The organism is Xanthomonas sp. SI (assembly GCF_014236855.1).
GTDB lineage: Bacteria > Pseudomonadota > Gammaproteobacteria > Xanthomonadales > Xanthomonadaceae > Xanthomonas_A.
In genome coordinates, this window is sequence record NZ_CP051261.1 from 5177926 (window position 1) to 5194806 (window position 16881).

The following is a 16881-nucleotide window of genomic DNA, read 5'->3' on the forward strand; positions in this document are numbered from 1 at the left end:
AGCCGCTCCTACAGGGGAGCTTGGGCGGACTGGGTTTGGTCGGTAGGGCGGTCGCGGCTGAAGCCGCTCCTACAGGAATCGCGTCGGTCTGGTGGTTGGTCGGTGAGGTGATCGGGGCCGTCGCTGCTTCGGTGGTGCGAGCGTTGCCTGCTCGCACCACCGCGCGCATCACTTGTGCGGCTTTGCCTCCGCCGCGGACGACGGCTGCACGCTGAAGCGCTGGCGCGCGCGTACGTCGCTGCTGGAGGCGCCGACCTGCAGTTCGTAGTCGCCCGGGTCCACCACGTAGGCCTTGCGCGTCTCGTCGTAGATGCGCAGGTCGGTCTGCGGGGAGATGGCGAAGCGCACTTCGCGGGTTTCGCCGGGTTGCAGGGCAATGCGCTGGAAGCCGCGCAGTTCCTTGCCCGCGCGTTCGCGCTTCGGCGACAGCGGGTGCAGGTACAGCTGCACGACTTCGTCGCCGGCGCGCTGGCCGGTGTTCTTCACCTTGAGCGTGGCGTGCAGGCTGCCGTCGGCTGCGAGCTTGCTGCGGTCCAGGCGCAGGTCGGAATAGGCGAATCGGGTGTACGACAGGCCGTGCCCGAACGGGTACAGCGCGGTGCCGGCGAAGTAGCGGTAGGTGCGGCCGCGCATGGCGTAGTCGTCGAAGGCCGGCAGTGTTTCGCTCTCCTTGTAGAACGTCACCGGCAGGCGGCCGCCGGGGTTGGCGTCGCCGAACAGCACGTCGGCCACGGCGCTGCCGCCGCGCTGGCCGGGGTACCAGGCCAGCAGGATCGCCGGCACATGCTGCTGCGCCCAGTCGATGGCCAGCGCCGAGCCGGTGGTCAGCACCGCCACCACCGGTTTGCCGGTGCCCTGCAGCGCTTCGAGCAACTCGCGCTGCGGCTTGGGCAGGCGCAGGTCGGTGCGGTCGCCGCCGGCGAAGCCGGGATAGTTGACCTTCATCTCCTCGCCTTCCACGTCGCCGGTCAGGCCGCCGACGAACACCACCACGTCGGCGCGCCGCGCCGCGTCCAGCGCTTCGTCCAGCGGCGGCTTGGCGCCGGGCTGGCGCCAGGCCAGGCGCACGCCGGCATCGCGCTCGCCTTCGTAGTACTCCAGGCGCAGGTCGTAGCTGCGGCCAGCCTCCAGGCGCACATCGACGCCGTCGGCATGCAGGCGGTCGCTGGCGCTCCAGCGGTCGATCAGGCGCTTGCCGTCCAGGTACAGGCGCACGCCGTCGTCGGCTGCGGTTTCCAGGTGGTAGGTGCCGGTGGCCGGCGGCACCAGCTTTCCGCTCCAGCGGATGCTGAAGTTGTCGGCCGGGATGGCCTGGTCCGGGCCGGCTTCGCCGCGCGCGAGCAGGTTGTCGGTGGGCGAGCCGCGGTCCCACTTGAAGCCGATCTGCGCATCGGTGCGCACCAGCGCCGGGGTGCCGGACAGCTCGCGGTTGCGGAAGTATTCGCCGCGCAGGCCGCGCTCGGGCGAATCGGCCGACGGGCGCAGGTACTGCGGTTCGATCAGCGGCGTGGCGGCGGGATCGTCGCGGCCTTCGACCAGGTCGGCGCCACGCGCGTAGAGCACTTCGGCGTCGGGCGCGGCTTCACGGATCCCTTGCAGCACGGTGACCGGCGCGGCCGGCGTGCCGTAGTAGTTGCCGAGCAGCGCCATGGTGTCGTCGGCGGTGGGGCCGACCACGGCGATGCGCTTGATCTTCGCGCGCGACAACGGCAGCACGCCGTCGTTCTTCAGCAGCACCAGCGATTCGCGCGCGGTGCGCCGGGCGAGTGCGTCGTGTTCGGGCGACTGGTTGGCCGAGATGGGAATCTGCGCCCAGCGCAGGGTGCCCGGCGGGTCGAACATGCCCAGGCGCATGCGCGAATACATCAGCTTCTGCAAGGCCTTGTCGACTTCTGCTTCGCTGATCAGCCCTTTGCGCACGGCGGCCGGCAGCGTGGAGTACTCCTCGCCGCATTCCAGCTCGGTGCCGTGCTTCACCGCCAGCGCGGCGGCTTCCTCGCGGGTGGCGACGATCTTGTGGTTCTTCCAGATGTCCACGATCGCCCAGCAGTCGGACACCACGTAGCCGTCGAAGCCCCACCGATCGCGCAGCACGTCGCGCAGCAGGAACTTGCTGGCGCTGGCCGATTCGCCGAACACGCGGTTGTAGGCGCCCATCACCGCATCCACCTTGCCTTCCTTGACCAGCGCTTCGAACGCCGGCAGGTAGGTCTCGTACAGGTCGCGCTGCGACGGGTGCGCGTCGAAGTGGTGACGGTCGGCCTCCGGGCCGCTGTGCACGGCGAAGTGCTTGGCGGTGGCGTCGAGCTTGCGATAGGCCTCGCCTTGCGCGTTCTTCGGCACATCCGCGCCCTCGCCCTGCAGGCCCTGCACGAAGGTCACGCCCATGCGCGCGGTGAGGAACGGATCCTCGCCGTAGGTTTCCTGGCCACGGCCCCAGCGCGGGTCGCGGAAGATGTTGATGTTCGGCGACCAGAAGGTCAGGCCCTGGTAGCGCGCGTGCTGGTCGTGGCGCAGGGCCTCGTGATGCTTGGCGCGCGCCTCGTCGCTGATCGCGGTGGAGACGTCGTGCATCAGCGGCACATCGAAGGTGGCCGCCATGCCGATCGCCTGCGGGAACACGGTGGCGCCGCCGGCGCGGGCCACGCCGTGCAGCGCCTCGTTCCACCAGTCGTAGGCCGGCACGCCCAGGCGCGGGATCGCCGGTGCGGCGTTCTGCATCTGCGCGGCCTTTTCCTCCAGCGTCATCCGCGACACCAGGTCGGCGGCGCGCTGCTCGAAGCTGCGCTGGGTGTCCAGGTACGGCGGCGGCGCTTCGGCGGCGGACGCCGCGCACGGCGCGATGGCCAACAGCAGCGCCAGCGTCGCGACGCGGCGGCCATGTCCTTGGTACGGCGCAGTCTCGATGTGCATTGCCTACTCCTTGTCGGATCGATCCGGTTCGCGGCGGGCGTACGGCCCGAGGGTGGTGCCAGTGAAACCGCCGGCCACGGCCGTGCTGAGCATCGCGGCATCGTCGTCGCGGCGCAGCCACTGCCAGTCCTGGCCATCGGCGGCGAAGGCGAAGCCATAGCGGCCGCCATCGCCGGCGATCTTCAGGCGCAGCGCGCCCTTGGCATCGACCGTACTGCGTGCGACGGTGGTGGTGCGCTTGCCGTCGCGTTTGTCGAGGAACACTTCGGCGCGCGCGCCGCGGCGGCGCACGCCGAGCACGTACCAGGCATCGGCATTCTGGAATGCGGCCAGGCCGGCGACCAGGCCCGGCTGCGCCGGTATCTGCACGGCGGTGCTGGCGTCGAAGCGGGTGTGCTGCTGCCGGTAGCCCAGGAATGCCGGATTGCCGCTGCCGTCCAGGCCTTGCGTATCGGGTTGCAGGGTCAGCCAGCCCGGGCGCGCGCGCAGGTCGAGCCATTCGCGCTTGGGCGTGCGCAGCAGCAGCCAGCGGCGGTCGCGCTGCGGCGCGTCAAAGCCGTCGCGCCAGGTGAAGTTGCCGCTCAATGGTGCGGCATCGGCCTCGGCGCGCAGTCCGGCCGGCCCCGGCGCGACGTAGGGAATCGGCTGCCCGGCGGGCAGGATCGACGGCCAGCCGTCGTGCCAGGTGACCGGCAGCAGGAAGGTCTCGCGGCCGGTGTTGTAGCGATCGCCCGCGTACGGGCGGCTGGCCAGGAACAGCGCCCACCACTTCCCGTCGGGGCCTTCGACCAGATCGGCATGGCCGGCGTTGCTGATCGGGTTGGCGCGTTCGGCGGGCAGGTCCCGCTGGGTCAGGATCGGATTGTGCGGCGCCGGCACGTACGGCCCCCACGGCGTGCGGCTGCGCAGCGCCACCTGCGAATGCTGCGGGCCGGTGCCGCCTTCGGCGCAAGACAGCACGTACCAGCCGTCTCGCTTGTACAGGTGCGGGCCTTCGATCCAGATCGGCTTGCTGGCCAGATCGGTGCCGCCGTTGACCAGCACCTTGCGCGGGCCCACCGGCTGCATCCGCGCCAGGTCGAAACGCTGCATCCAGATCGCGCGGTGTCCCTCGTACAGCGGCGCGCCGTCGGGCGGGCCGTTGTTGAGCAGGTAGGCGGTACCGTCGTCGTCGAAGAACAGCGACGGGTCGATGCCGTCGATGTCCGGCAACCAGTGCAGCGCCGACCACGGCCCGGCCGGGTCGTCCGCCGTGGCGATGAAGTTGCCGCCGCTGTCCACCGCGGTGCCGACCACGTAGAAGCGGCCGTCATGGTGCGCGATGCTGGCGGCGAACATGCCGCGCGACACGCGCAGGCCGTCGTAGTCCAGCTGCTCGGCGCGCTCGACCACATTGCCGACCTGCCGCCAGTGCACCAGGTCGCGACTCTCGAACACCGGAATCGCCGGGAAATAGGCGAAGGTGGAATTGACCAGGTAGTAGCGGTCGCTGGCGCGGACGACGCTGGGATCTGGATAGAAGCCGGCCAGCACCGGGTTGCGGTAGTGGCCGGGCGGCAGCGGCGTGGCGAACACCGCATCGTCGCCGCGGTATTCGAACCAGTCGAATTCGGCAATGTTGGCGGCCTGCCCGCGCTGCGCCGATGCCGTCTGCATCGCCACGACACACAGAAGCGCCAACACCAGTGCGCGTCCCCAGCGCATGCGCCTCACCAGTCCCACATCGCGCCGTCTTCCAGCCGCGCCACCGGCAACTGCTTGGGCGCGTACGGATAACGTGCAGCCAGGGTTTCGTCGATGTCCACGCCATGCCCGGGCGTCTCGCCGCAATGCAGGCGGCCGGCATGGAAGGTGTAGTCGTGCGGGAACACCGCGTTGGCTTCGTCGGAATGGAACATGTATTCCTGGATGCCGAAGTTCGGTACCCAGGTATCGAAGTGCAGCGCCGCGCCCATGCACACCGGCGAAAGATCCGTGGCGCCATGGAAGCCGGTACGCACCTGGTGCAGCGCGGCGAAGTCGGCCAGGCGGCGCACGTGGGTGATGCCGCCGGCATGCACAATGGTGGTGCGGATGTAGTCGATCAGCTGTTGTTCGATCAGGTGCTTGCAGTCCCAGATCGAATTGAACACCTCGCCCACCGCCAGCGGCGTCACCGAGTGCTGGCGGATGGTCTCGAACGCGCGCTGGTTTTCCGCGGGCGTGGCGTCTTCCAGCCAGAACAGCCGGTACGGTTCCAGGTCGCGCGCCAGCCGCGCCGCCTCGATCGGGGTCAGGCGGTGATGCGCGTCGTGCAGCAGTTCGATCTCGTCGCCATGGTCGGCGCGCAACTGTTCGAACAACTTCGGCACCACGCTGAGATAGCGCGGCGTGGACCACACGGTCTCGGTCGGCAGTTCGCTCTCGGCCGGTTCGTAGGGCTTGCCGCCGCTGGAAATGCCGTAGGTCTTCTTGATCCCGGGCACGCCGCACTGCGCGCGGATGGCGATGAAGCCCAGTTCGCGGAAGCGGGCGACTTCCTCGCTGGTCTCGGCGATGTCGCGGCCGTTGGCGTGGCCGTAGACCAGCGCGCCTTCGCGCGAGCGCCCACCCAGCAGCTGGTACAGCGGCATGCCGGCCATCTTGCCGAGGATGTCCCACAGCGCCACGTCCACCGCGGCGATCGCGGTCATCGTCACCGGCCCGCGCCGCCAGTACGCGCCGCGGTAGAAGAACTGCCAGATGTCCTCGATGCGGCCGGCGTCGCGGCCGATCAGGTTCGGCACCACGTGGTCCTGCAGATAGGACGCCACCGCCAGTTCGCGGCCGTTGAGGGTGGCGTCGCCCAGGCCGTACACGCCGGAACGGGTGACGATCTTGAGGGTGACGAAATTGCGCCCCGGGCAGGTGACGATGACCCGCGCCTCGACGATCTCGCGATCGCGGGCCGAGCCTTGGGCGGAAGAAGCGCTATCGGAAGTCTGGGTCATCGCGGATCGCTCACGGGGAAGAAGCCGCAGCCGCACGGGCCACGGACGGGAGGGAAAGTTCGAACGGACCGGCCGGCAGCCTGGCGCGGTCGAACAAGGTGCACACCGGGCTGTCGGCCCAGCAATAGCGAACGCGGGTAGGCGCGGTGCCGGCGGGAACCGGCAGGCGCACGCTGCGGCCCTGCAGTTCGGCCTGCGCATAGCGGCAGCTGCCGGATGCCGCGCCGCACAGTTCGAAACCGATCGGTGCATCCGCGCTATAGGTCTGCAATGCGCCATCGACATCGTCGAAATCGACGACCAGCGCTGCGCCATCGCGGCGCAGCGCATGCGGCACCGGCCCGGACGGCGCCAAGGCCTCGCCGTAGACCACGTGCCGCGCCGCGCGCGCCAGGCGCCGGCCGAGTTCCTGCTTGTTGGCCGGATGGATGTCGTAGCGGTCGCCGATGTCGATCGCCACCGCCAGGCCGGCGTGCGGATCGGCCGCGACGAAGCGCCGTTGCGCCTCGCGCAGCTGCGCCCAGCCGCTGTCGCCGGGCTGGGTGGGCGGCGCGCCGTAGTTGGCCAGTTGCACCAGCAGCAGCGGCAATTGCGCGCCGAAGCGCTGCCGCCAATCGCGCTGCCAGGCGTCGAGCAATGCCGGATAGCCGGCGGCATCGCCGGTATTGGATTCGCCCTGGTACCACAGCACGCCGCGCAGGCCGACCCGGCCCAGCGGCGCGATCATGCCGTTGTACAGCGTGGTCAGGCCCGCGGCCGAGGACCACGGCGCGCGCGGCGGCGTGCCCAGCTGCGGCGGCACGATGCGGTATTGCCACCCGGCCAGCGCCACCCGACTGCCGTCGCCCAGTTGCAGCTGCTGCGCCTGCGCAGCGCCGAGCAGGCCGCCGCGGCGGTAGCTGTTGTACACGTTGACCACCACGGTGTTCTTGCCCGCGTGCAACGTACCGCGCGGCAGGCGATAGCTGCGCGGTTGGTCGGCGCCGTAGCTGCTGCCCACCGCCTGGCCGTTGACCCAGGTCTGGTCGAGTTCGTCCACCGGCCCCAGCGCCAGCGTCGCCTGCTGTTTCGCCTGCTCGGCGCTCAACGTGACCGTGCTGCGGTACCAGACCATGCCGTTGAAATTGACCAGCTGCGGCACGCCCCAGTCGTCCCAGGCGCCCAGCGCCGCCGGTGCGGCGCGCCAGTCTTCACTGGCATCGTCCGGCTGCCAAGGCGCACCAGTGCCGTGCGCGCGCCACCACGTCTCCCACAGCCCGCCCCAGCGCGGCGCCGCCTGCTGCGGATCCTTGGCGTAGCGCGCCAGCACGTCCAGCGCCGGCGCGTTGCCGTCCACCTTGCGCAGCGCCGCATCGCCGATCCACGCCTGCATCTGCGAACCGCCCCAGGAGGCATTGATCAGCCCCATCGGCACGTCCACCGTCTTGCGCAGTTCGCGGGCGAAGTAATAGCAGGCCGCGGAGAACGCGCCCACCGTCTCCGGCGTGGTCGGCTGCCAGGCGGCGGCGCCGCCGAACTGCGCCTGCGGGGTCGGGCTGGACTGCGCCGGCACCTTGAACATGCGGATCGCCGGCTGCTGCGCGTCGGCGATCTCGCTGCGCGTATCCAGCGTGCGCTGCACCGGCAGCTCCATGTTCGACTGGCCCGAGCACAGCCACACGTCGCCAAGCAGCACGTCGTCGGCGCGCTGCACGCGGCCGTGCGCGGTGCTGGCCTGCAGGACGTACGGCCCGCCGGCTGGCAACGGCGCCAGCTGCGCCTGCCAGCGGCCCTGGCGGTCGGCGCGCGCCTGCACGCGCTGCTGCGCCAGCTGCACGGTCACCGTCTCGCCGGCCGCGGCCTGCCCCCAGACGCGGATCGGCGCATCGCGCTGCAGCACCGCGTGGTCCTGGAACAGCGCATTCAACAACGGTGCGTCGTCGGCATGCGCGAACGCGGGCACGCACAGCGCCGCCAACAGCAGGCGGCGGGTGATGTGGACAGCGGAACGGTGCGGCGTCATTTCGGATTTCCCGGTGCGTACGGAAACGACAGCGATTGGTAATACGCCAGCGGATGCGGCGGCGCTACGGTGCCCGGCGGCAGCGCGCGTCCGGACACCTCTTGCCAATACGCAATGCTGGCATCGCGCCACCACTGCGCCTCGCGCTGCTGGATCGCCAGGAAGTCGGCGACCTGGCGATAGCGCTGCGCGTCCACGTACGGTGCAAGCCCGGCCCAGGTCGCTCGCATCCGCGCCACCTCGGCCACGCCGTGGTCGTAGCGGCCGAGCAGCGCATTCCACAGCGGCTGGCCCGAGGCCATGCGATGGTCCCACGGTACGTGGTGGAACCACAGCAGGTATTCCTCCGGCACCGTGCGCACGTCGCCGAAGCGGCGCGCCAGCGGCGGCGCGTACTGCGCCACCGCGTTGCTGCCGGTCGCGCTGCGGTCGAAGCCGATGCCGTTGCGGTCGGCGCGGTGGTAGTACACCGGGTCCCAGTCCGGCCGCGCGCTGCCCGCGTCCCACGGCGCCGGGCCGTAATGGTGGCCGCGGCCCATCAGGTGATGCAGGCCGAGCGGGGTCATGTAATCGACCGCGGCTTCGTGCGAAGCCATCATCATGCCGACCACCGGCGCGACCAGCGCCGGATCGTTGCCGAAGGTCATCCGCACCCAATCCTCGGCGATGGCCTGCGCATCGCCCTGCGGATCCCAGGCCAGCCGCCCGAACGCGTACCAGTTGGCCTGGTCGAAGATCGAGCCGCACCAGTTGCGGTCGGCACCGATGTTGGCGACACCTGCGATGCCGCTGAGCGCATGCCCGTCCACCGCGCCCTCCACCACCCGCGCCACCGTCGCGCGCTTGCCGCGCCGCGTGTCCGCTTGCAGGGTTTCCTGGTACAGCGTGCCCAGGTAGACCAGGTGCGTGGCGAAGCCCAGGTACTCCTTGGTGATCTGGAATTCCAGCATCAGCGGCGTCTTCGGCATCGCTCCGAACAGCGGATGGAACGGCTCGCGCGGCTGGAAGTCGATGGCGCCGTTCTTGACCTGCACCACCACGTTGTCGCGGAACTTGCCGTCCAGCGGCACGAACTCGCTGTAGGCCTGCTTGGCACGGTCGTCCGGTTGTTCGTGCGAATAGACGAAGGCCCGCCACATCACCACCCCGCCATGCGGCGCCAGCGCGTCGGCGAGCATGTTGGCGCCGTCGGCGTGGCTGCGCCCGTAGTCCTGCGGGCCTGGCTGGCCTTCGGAATTGGCCTTGACCAGGAAGCCGCCGAAATCGGGAATGCGCGCGTAGATCTCGTCCGCCTTGTCCTTCCACCAGCGCCGCACCGCCGGGTCCAGCGGATCGGCGCTGCGCAGTCCGCCGATCTCGATCGGCGCGCTGAAGCGCGCGCTCAGGTACACGCGGATGCCGTATGGCCGCAGCGCCGCGGCCAGCGCCGCGGTCTTGTCCAGGTAGGCCGCGGTCAGGCTCAGCGCCTTGGCGTTGACGTTGTTCAGCACCGCGCCGTTGATGCCGATCGAGGCGTTGGCGCGCGCGTAGTCGGTATAGCGCGGGTCCACGTAGCCGGGCAGTTTCTGCCAGTCCCAGAGCGAGGCGCCGGCGTAGCCGCGTTCGATCACGCCGTCCAGGTTGTCCCAGTGATCGAGCACGCGCAGCTTCACCCGCGGCGCATCGCGCAACGCCAGCGGCGCCGGTGCCTGCCCGGTCTGCAGCAGGCGCAGGAAGCGGAACGCCGCATACAGCGCGCCGCGCTCGCCACCGCCGACGATGGCGGTGAGCGGGCGGCCGTCGACCACCACGCTGCGGATCAGGTAGCCCTCTTCGCCCAGGCCTCGCATGTCCAGCCGCAGCCGCGCGATCGCCGGCGTGGCCGGGGTGCCGAGCACGATCGCGCCGGCGCGGTCCGCACTTGCCGCCAGTGGCGGCTCGGCGCCGAGCAGGCCGCCCAGGCCGCGGCGCAGTTCGTCGCGCGCGGCCTGCTGCATCGGCGTGTCGGCGCCGGCCACCAGCTGCGTGGCGGCCGCGCGCCACGGCGCGGCCTGTGCCTCGGCCAGCGGCTGGTAGCGCAACCATAGATCGTAGCCGTCCTCGGCCTGGGCCACGGCGATCGGCAACAAAAGCACCAGCCACAGGCAGGCGCTGCGCAGCCATCTGCCGCGCAACGGGCGCCGACGCTGCTGCGCACGCAGCCGCGGGTGGCCGCTCATGCGCGCCCCCGCTGGCACGGTGCCGGCGCTCGCCTGCGGTCGCCGCCCACTCGGCTTCCCGGTACCATGCAGCCGTCACTCGTGTCGGGATCCACACCGTGTCGCGGCGCCGCCGCACACGCGGCTTGCGCAGCACGTCCCCGGTCGCGATCCACGCCCGCAAGCCAACGAAGAGGCGCATCTTGGAGAAGGTCAGGAAATCGGTTCGCCGCAAGAGCCTCGCCGTGACCATCGACGAGGTGGCCGCACTGGCCAAGGTCTCGCCGATGACCGTGTCGCGGGTGATCAACGGCCAGGGCAACGTGCGCGACAGCACCCGCGAGCAAGTCATGCGCGCGGTCGACACGCTCGGTTACACGCCGAACCTGGCGGCCAGCGCGCTGGCTGCCGCGCAGAGCACCCGGGTCGCGCTGATCTACAGCAATCCCAGCGGCGCCTACCTCGGCGAGCTGCTGGTCGGGGTGCTGCGCGCGGCCTCGCGCACCTCGATCCAGGTGGTGATGGACTACTGGGACGACCTCGGCGCCGAGGCCGAACGCAAGGCCGCGCGCAAGCTGGCCAAGAGCGGCGTGGCCGGGGTGATCCTGCCGCCGCCGCTGTGCGAATCGGATGCGGCGATCCGCGAGCTGGTGCGCGCCAAGGTGCCGGTGGTGGCGATCGCCTCCGACCGCTTCAGCGACCAGGTCGCCTGCGTGCGTATCGACGAGTTCAACGCCAGCAAGGACATCACCGCCTACCTGATCGCGCAGGGCCACACGCGTATCGGCTACATCGCCGGCCGCTCCAATCTGTCGGCCAGCGCGCGCCGCTTCGAAGGCTTCCAGGCGGCGCTGGCTGAGGCCGGGCTGCGCCTGGACCGGCACCTGCTGCAGCCGGGCGACTACACCTATCGCTCCGGCCTGGACGCCGCCGAGAAACTGCTGTCGCGCCGCCATCGGCCCAGCGCGATCATCGCCAGCAACGACGACATGGCCGCCGCGGCGATCTCGGTCGCGCATCGGCGCGGCCTGGACGTGCCGCACGACCTGTCGGTGGTCGGTTTCGACGACACCTCCGCCGCGACCACCGTGTGGCCGGAACTGACCACCATCCGCCAGCCGATCGCAGCCATGGCCGATGCGGCGATCGACATCCTGTTGCGCAGCATCCGCAGCAAGGAACGCACGGCTCGGACGAAGATCGATCATGTGCTCGCTCATCAGCTGGTCAAGCGCGATTCGGTGGCCGCACCGGCCGCCGCGCGCAGCGAACGGCGCTGACGCGGCGGCGGGCGGCAGGTTCCGCATCAGCGGATCAGGTACTGGTTGATCAGGTTCTCGTAGGCTTCCTGGCGGCCGCTGACCTGCTTGGGCGCGCCGGCCTTGGCCGCGTGCGCCGCCAGGTCCGCCAGCGTGCTGCTGCCGGCCGCGAACGCCGCGCCGGCGCCGCTGTCGAAGCTGCTGTAACGCTCGGCGCGCCATTGCTCCAGCGGCGAGGACGTCAGCAGCGCATGGGCCACTTCCAGCCCGCGCGCGAACGCGTCCATGCCGCCGATGTGGGCCAGGAACAGATCCTGCGGATCGGACGACTCGCGCCGCACCTTGGCGTCGAAGTTCAAGCCGCCCGGCGCCAGCCCGCCCTGCCGCAGCACCACCAGCATCGCGCCGACCGTGTCGTACAGGTCGGTCGGGAACTGGTCGGTGTCCCAACCGTTCTGCGGATTGCCGCGGTTGGCGTCGATGCTGCCGAGCAGCCCGGCATCGCTGGCCACCTGCAGGTCGTGCTCGAAGCTGTGGCCCGACAGCGTGGCGTGGTTGGCCTCGATGTTGAGCTTGAAGTCCTGGTCCAGGCCGTGCTGGCGCAGGAAGCCGATCACCGTGGCGCTGTCGAAGTCGTACTGGTGCTTCATCGGCTCCATCGGCTTGGGCTCGATCAGGAAATTGCCTTTGAAGCCGATGCTGCGGCCGTAGTCGCGAGCGATGGTCAGAAAGCGCGCCATGTTGTCCTGCTCGCGCTTCATCTGCGTGTTGTGCAGGCTGGCATAGCCTTCGCGGCCGCCCCAGAACACGTAGTTCTCGCCGCCCAGCTCCACCGTGGCGTCGAGCGCAGCCTTGACCTGCACCGCCGCGCGCGCGACCACGTTGAAGTCCGGGTTGGTCGAGGCGCCGTTCATGTAGCGCGGGTGCGAGAACAGGTTGGCGGTGCCCCACAGCAGCTTGATGCCGGTGTCCGCTTGGCGCTGCTTGGCGATACCGACCATGTGTGTGAGGTTCTTCTCGTACTGGCCGACGTCGTCGGCGTCCGGCGCCAGGTCGATATCGTGGAAGCAGTAGTACGGCACGCCGAGCTTGGTGAAGAACTCGAACGCCGCATCGGCCTTGGCCTCGGCGCGGCCCAGCGCGTCGCTGCCGGCGTCCCACGGATAGGCGCGCGTGCCCGGACCGAACGGATCGGCGCCGTTGCCGCAGAAGCTGTGCCAGTACGCCACCGCGAAGCGCAGGTGCTCGGCCATGGTCTTGTCGCCGATGCGCTTGTTCGCGTCGTAGACCTTGAAGGCGAGCGGATTGTCCGAGGCCTTGCCTTCGAACGCGATGCGGCCGATGCCCGGGAAGTATTCCTTGGCGCCGATGTAGACGGAAGTGCTCATGGGAGGTGGAATCCTGTCGAGTGGGAGGAACAAGAAGAGGCGGGTTCGGCCGCGGCGGCGGCGGAAGGCAGCGGGATGGACCCGGGCACGCATGGATGGAGCAGCGCCGGCACGGATATGCGCGCGGCGCGATCGCCGTGGCTGCCCCGTGCACTGGTCGCGCGGATGCTGCAGGCGCAGTCCCGGGCGAAGCTCAGGCGCCGCATCCGGTAGCCTGCGCGCGTGGTGGCCCGCGCCATACGCAACGTTATGGTAGCGCTACCAGAAACAGCGCTAAAAAAAGCTTCACTGCGGAGGGAAGCCGACGGGGCCATCAGATGCGGTTCGCAAGCCGGGGGGACAGGCGGACTTTACCCAGCCCATCGGCGAAACGCTTGCTGCGCTGCGCCATCCGTATCCGCAGCGTGCGCGCCACCACAGTGCAACACGCCGGCCGCAACGTGCGCCACGTCGCGATCTCGCGCGGGTAACCCATGCGTCCCGCTCAACGATTGTGCAGCGCGCCGACTACAATGCGCGCCGATGACCTCCGCGCCCCTGCCGCTGCCGCAACGCCTCGCCGATCCCGCCCCGCGCGAGCGGCGCACGCCGTCGGCGCTGGGCAAGCGCCTGTGCCGGCAGGTCGGCCAGGCGATCGCCGATTTCGGCATGATCGAGGCCGGCGACAAGGTCATGGTCTGCTTGTCCGGCGGCAAGGACAGCTACACGCTACTGGACATCCTGCTGCAGCTGCAGCGCAAGGCGCCGGTGCCGTTCGAACTGGTGGCGGTGAACCTGGACCAGAAACAGCCCGGCTTTCCCGCGCAGGTACTGCCCGACTACCTGCGCGCGCTCGGCGTGGCCTGGCACGTGATCGAGCAGGACACCTACTCGGTGGTCAGCCGCGTGGTGCCCGAAGGCAAGACCATGTGTTCGCTGTGCTCGCGGCTGCGCCGCGGCGCGCTGTACCGCTATGCCGCCGAAAACGGCATCAGCAAGATCGCGCTGGGCCACCACCGCGACGACCTCGTCGCCACCTTCTTCATGAACCTGTTCTTCCACGCCAGGCTCGCGGCGATGGCGCCGAAGCTGCGCAGCGACGACGGCCACCACGTGGTGATCCGGCCGCTGGCCTACGTGCGCGAGGCCGACATCGCCGACTACGCGCAGGCGCGCGGCTTCCCGCTGATCCCGTGCACGCTGTGCGGCAGCCAGGAGAATCTGCAGCGGCGCCAGGTCGGGCTGATGCTGCAGCAGTGGGACCGCGACCATCCCGGTCGCATCGAGCAGATCGCGCGCGCCATGGGCAACGTGCAGCCGGCGCAGCTGGCCGACCCGGCGCTGTTCGATTTCCGCACGCTCGGCGCTGCCGATACCGCGCCGGCCACGTCCGCCTGGCCGCTCGACGACGACACCTGAGGCCGCTGCCGGCGGCGCGCACGCGCCGCTGAACCGCGCGTTGCGGTATCCGGGCGGGAGCGATGCGACAATGCCCGCCGCCCACCCTGCGCACGGCGCCGGGCCGTTCCGTTTCCTTCTGCTGGATGCTCGATGTTCTTTCGCAACCTGACCCTGTTCCGCTTCCCCACCACCCTCGACTTCTCCGAGATCGACAAGCTCCTGCCGGAAGTGCAGCTCAAGCCGGTCGGCCCGCTGGAAATGAGCTCGCGCGGCTTCATCTCCCCGTTCGGCCGCGACGAGCGCGAAGTGCTGTCGCACCGCATCGCCGAGTTCCTGTGGCTGACCGTCGGCGGCGAGGACAAGATCCTGCCCGGCTCGGTGGTCAACGACCTGCTCGAGCGCAAGGTCGCCGAGATCGAGGAGAAGGAAGGCCGCCGGCCCGGCGGCAAGGCGCGCAAGCGGCTCAAGGACGATCTGATCCACGAATTGCTGCCGCGCGCCTTCGTCAAGTCCTCGCGCACCGACGCGATGCTCGACCTGCAGCACGGCTACGTCGCGGTGGACACCTCCAGCCGCAAGACCGGCGAGAACGTGATGTCCGAGATCCGCGGCGTGCTGGGCAGCTTCCCGGCGCTGCCGCTGAATGCGGAAGTGGCGCCGCGCTCGATCCTGACTGGCTGGATCGCCGGCGAGCCCCTGCCCGAAGGCCTGAGCCTGGGCGAGGAGTGCGAGATGAAGGATCCGATCGAAGGCGGCGCGGTGGTCAAGTGCCAGCACCAGGAACTGCGCTGCGACGAGATCGACAAGCACCTGGAAGCCGGCAAGCAGGTCACCAAGCTGGCGCTGATCCTGGACGACCATGTCTCCTTCGTGCTCGGCGACGACCTGGTGATCCGCAAGCTGAAGTTCCTCGACGGCGCCCTGGACCAGCTGGAGAACACCGACCAGGACGGCGTGCGCGCCGAACTGGACGCCCGTTTCGCGCTGATGAGCGCCGAAGTGCGGCGCCTGTTTCTGTTGCTGGAAGAGGCGTTGAAGCTGAGCAAGGCGGAGACCTGAGGCGAGGCCGGCGACATCTGGGCCGATCGCGCCTCGCGCCATCGGCCCAGACAGGCACCGAAGCCGGCCCATTTCCGGGCTGCGTTCGTCGCGGCTGAAGCCGCTCCTACACAAGCCGCGCGCCTGCTGGGTCGGGTGCACTGTAGGAGGGACTTCAGTCCCGACTGCTGCCAAACCGGCCAGCTTCCTCACTTCGTTCGTCGCGGCTGAAGCCGCTCCTACAGAGGCGTTGGCGTGCGCTGTCCGGATCCGCTGCCGAACGACCCGCAGGCCACTGTGCCGGAACTCAGCTGAAGCATGCAGCGCGATCGGTGCGCGCTGTCACCGTGCGCGTGCGCATGAGCGGTATGCTGTGCGCATGCCCGATTTCCTCCGTCGCCTGATCGCGCCGCCCGCCGCGGCCGTCGAACGCGACCTCGTCCGCCTGCGGTTGGACGAGCGCGAGATCGAGGTGCTGCGCGTGCGCGACCCGCGCGCGCGGCGGATCAAGCTCAGCGTGGACGAACGCGGCGCGCGGCTGACCCTGCCGCTGCGCGCCAGCCTGGTGTCCGGCGAGCGCTTCCTGATCGAGCACCGGCACTGGCTCGGCGAGCAGCTGGCGCGTTACCAGGACGAAGACGACGAGCCCGGCCTGCAGCGCGGCGTGCCCGGCTGGCTGCCGCTGCGCGGCGAACGCCTGCCGCTGCGCTGGAGCGAGGGCCGCTACGCGCGGCTGCAGGTCGATGGCGACGGGGCGGAGCTGCAGCTGCCGGCGCGCGCCGGCGATGCCGCGATCGCGCGCGCGCTGCGCGAGTTCTACGAAGCGCAGGCGCGCGCCGACGTCGGCCGCTGGCTGCCCAAGTACCTGCCCTCGCTGCCGCGCGCACCGGCGCGGGTGCGGCTGAAGGTGATGTCCTCGCAATGGGGTTCGCTGGCGCCGGATGGCTCGATGGCGCTGGATCTGGCGCTGGTGCTGGGCCAGCCCTCGGCGTTCGAGTACGTGCTGGTCCACGAGCTATGCCATCTGCTGCAGGCCAACCACTCGCCGGCGTTCTGGCGCGAGGTGGAAGCGCGGTTCCCGGCCTGGCGGGCCGAGCGCGACTATTTCCACGCGCACGGTCGGCGCCTGAAGGCGCAACTGCGGCGGCTGTTGAGTTAGGGCGGCTCGTGCGCGCCGCTGTTGCGCCCACGAGGCAAGGCACGCAAGAAAGCATGGAGGCTGTTTCAGCCCGGACGATGGCATAGCGCGGGGCGACGGCCTGCCGGCCGCGGTGGACCGCGAGCCCAACGCCGGCAAGCCGGCCATGCCTGGACCCATGAGAGCGGCCATGCAAGTTGGGCCTGTCAGGCCGGTAGCCAACGTAGTGCGACACGGCCACAAGACGCGCAGTCGCGGCGCGCCGGGCGAATCCGGCGGCGTCTTCGGGAATGGATCGCGCGCATCGAGGCGCGCAGCGCCGCGGCGATGGACAGATCGGAGAAACGGAAGTCGGAGAAAACGGAAGGACGGCGGGTTTCGCCTCAGCGCTGCGGAAGAAGAACTCCATGCGCAGCGCCCGGCAGGCCCCCTCTCCCCGCCTACCTCACACCTGGCGCGGCCTCCGGCGCCAGCGAACGATACGGTCCGAGCGGCGCTACGCCGGCATGTCAGGACGCCGGGATCGGGCCACGTACGCAAGACGTATCGCGTCTATGCCTGTTTTGTCGGCAGGCGTGGCGGGAACTTAAGCGAAATTTTTTCTACACACAAGCTTC

Annotated in this window: 10 protein-coding genes; 4 read left to right on the forward strand and 6 right to left on the reverse strand. The window is 70.0% G+C overall.

Going from position 1 to position 16881, the window contains the following annotated elements; all coding sequences use genetic code 11:
• Positions 1 to 168: 168 nt before the first annotated feature.
• The 5 genes from HEP75_RS21875 to HEP75_RS21895 are packed head-to-tail and all read right to left on the reverse strand — an operon-like array spanning position 169 to position 10082.
• The gene (locus tag HEP75_RS21875) at positions 169 to 2913 is read right to left on the reverse strand and encodes a glycoside hydrolase family 3 protein (protein ID WP_255423941.1); all 2745 of its coding nucleotides are present in this window, start codon (positions 2911 to 2913) and stop codon (positions 169 to 171) included.
• 3 nt (positions 2914 to 2916) lie between these two features.
• Positions 2917 to 4569: a glycoside hydrolase family 43 protein gene (locus HEP75_RS21880; protein ID WP_185824946.1), complete on the reverse strand. Its 1653-nt coding sequence runs from the start codon at positions 4567 to 4569 to the stop codon at positions 2917 to 2919.
• Positions 4570 to 4622: 53 nt separating this feature from the next.
• Positions 4623 to 5882 carry a D-mannonate dehydratase ManD gene (gene manD / locus HEP75_RS21885; RefSeq protein WP_179570167.1) on the reverse strand — a complete coding sequence of 420 codons (1260 nt, stop codon included), beginning with the start codon at positions 5880 to 5882 and terminating at the stop codon, positions 4623 to 4625.
• A 10-nt stretch (positions 5883 to 5892) separates the two neighbouring features.
• On the reverse strand, positions 5893 to 7884 hold the full coding sequence (locus tag HEP75_RS21890) for a sialate O-acetylesterase (RefSeq protein ID WP_185824947.1): 1992 nt from the start codon (positions 7882 to 7884) through the stop codon (positions 5893 to 5895).
• Entirely contained in the window at positions 7881 to 10082 is a 2202-nt protein-coding gene (locus HEP75_RS21895; RefSeq protein WP_255423942.1) for an alpha-glucuronidase family glycosyl hydrolase, read from the reverse strand. The genes HEP75_RS21890 and HEP75_RS21895 overlap by 4 nt, the downstream gene beginning before the upstream one ends.
• A gap of 182 nt (positions 10083 to 10264) precedes the next feature.
• Between HEP75_RS21895 and HEP75_RS21900 the strand changes: the two genes are divergently transcribed.
• Positions 10265 to 11341, forward strand: coding sequence for a LacI family DNA-binding transcriptional regulator (locus HEP75_RS21900; protein WP_185824948.1), 1077 nt, complete (start codon positions 10265 to 10267; stop codon positions 11339 to 11341).
• 26 nt (positions 11342 to 11367) lie between these two features.
• Here the strand turns inward: HEP75_RS21900 and xylA are convergent, their stop codons facing one another.
• Complete coding sequence (gene xylA / locus HEP75_RS21905) at positions 11368 to 12708, reverse strand: xylose isomerase (RefSeq protein WP_185824949.1); 1341 nt, start codon at positions 12706 to 12708, stop codon at positions 11368 to 11370.
• A gap of 522 nt (positions 12709 to 13230) precedes the next feature.
• Between xylA and ttcA the strand changes: the two genes are divergently transcribed.
• The 3 genes from ttcA to HEP75_RS21925 all read left to right on the forward strand — a co-directional run bounded on the left by ttcA (position 13231) and on the right by HEP75_RS21925 (position 16285).
• Positions 13231 to 14106 (forward strand): tRNA 2-thiocytidine(32) synthetase TtcA, encoded by an 876-nt coding sequence (ttcA, locus tag HEP75_RS21915; RefSeq protein ID WP_185824951.1) that lies wholly within the window; start codon positions 13231 to 13233, stop codon positions 14104 to 14106.
• Between the two features lie 132 nt (positions 14107 to 14238).
• Entirely contained in the window at positions 14239 to 15147 is a 909-nt protein-coding gene (locus HEP75_RS21920) for a recombination-associated protein RdgC (protein ID WP_185824952.1), read from the forward strand.
• A gap of 358 nt (positions 15148 to 15505) precedes the next feature.
• Positions 15506 to 16285: a SprT family zinc-dependent metalloprotease gene (locus HEP75_RS21925; RefSeq protein WP_185824953.1), complete on the forward strand. Its 780-nt coding sequence runs from the start codon at positions 15506 to 15508 to the stop codon at positions 16283 to 16285.
• Positions 16286 to 16881: the final 596 nt, after the last annotated feature.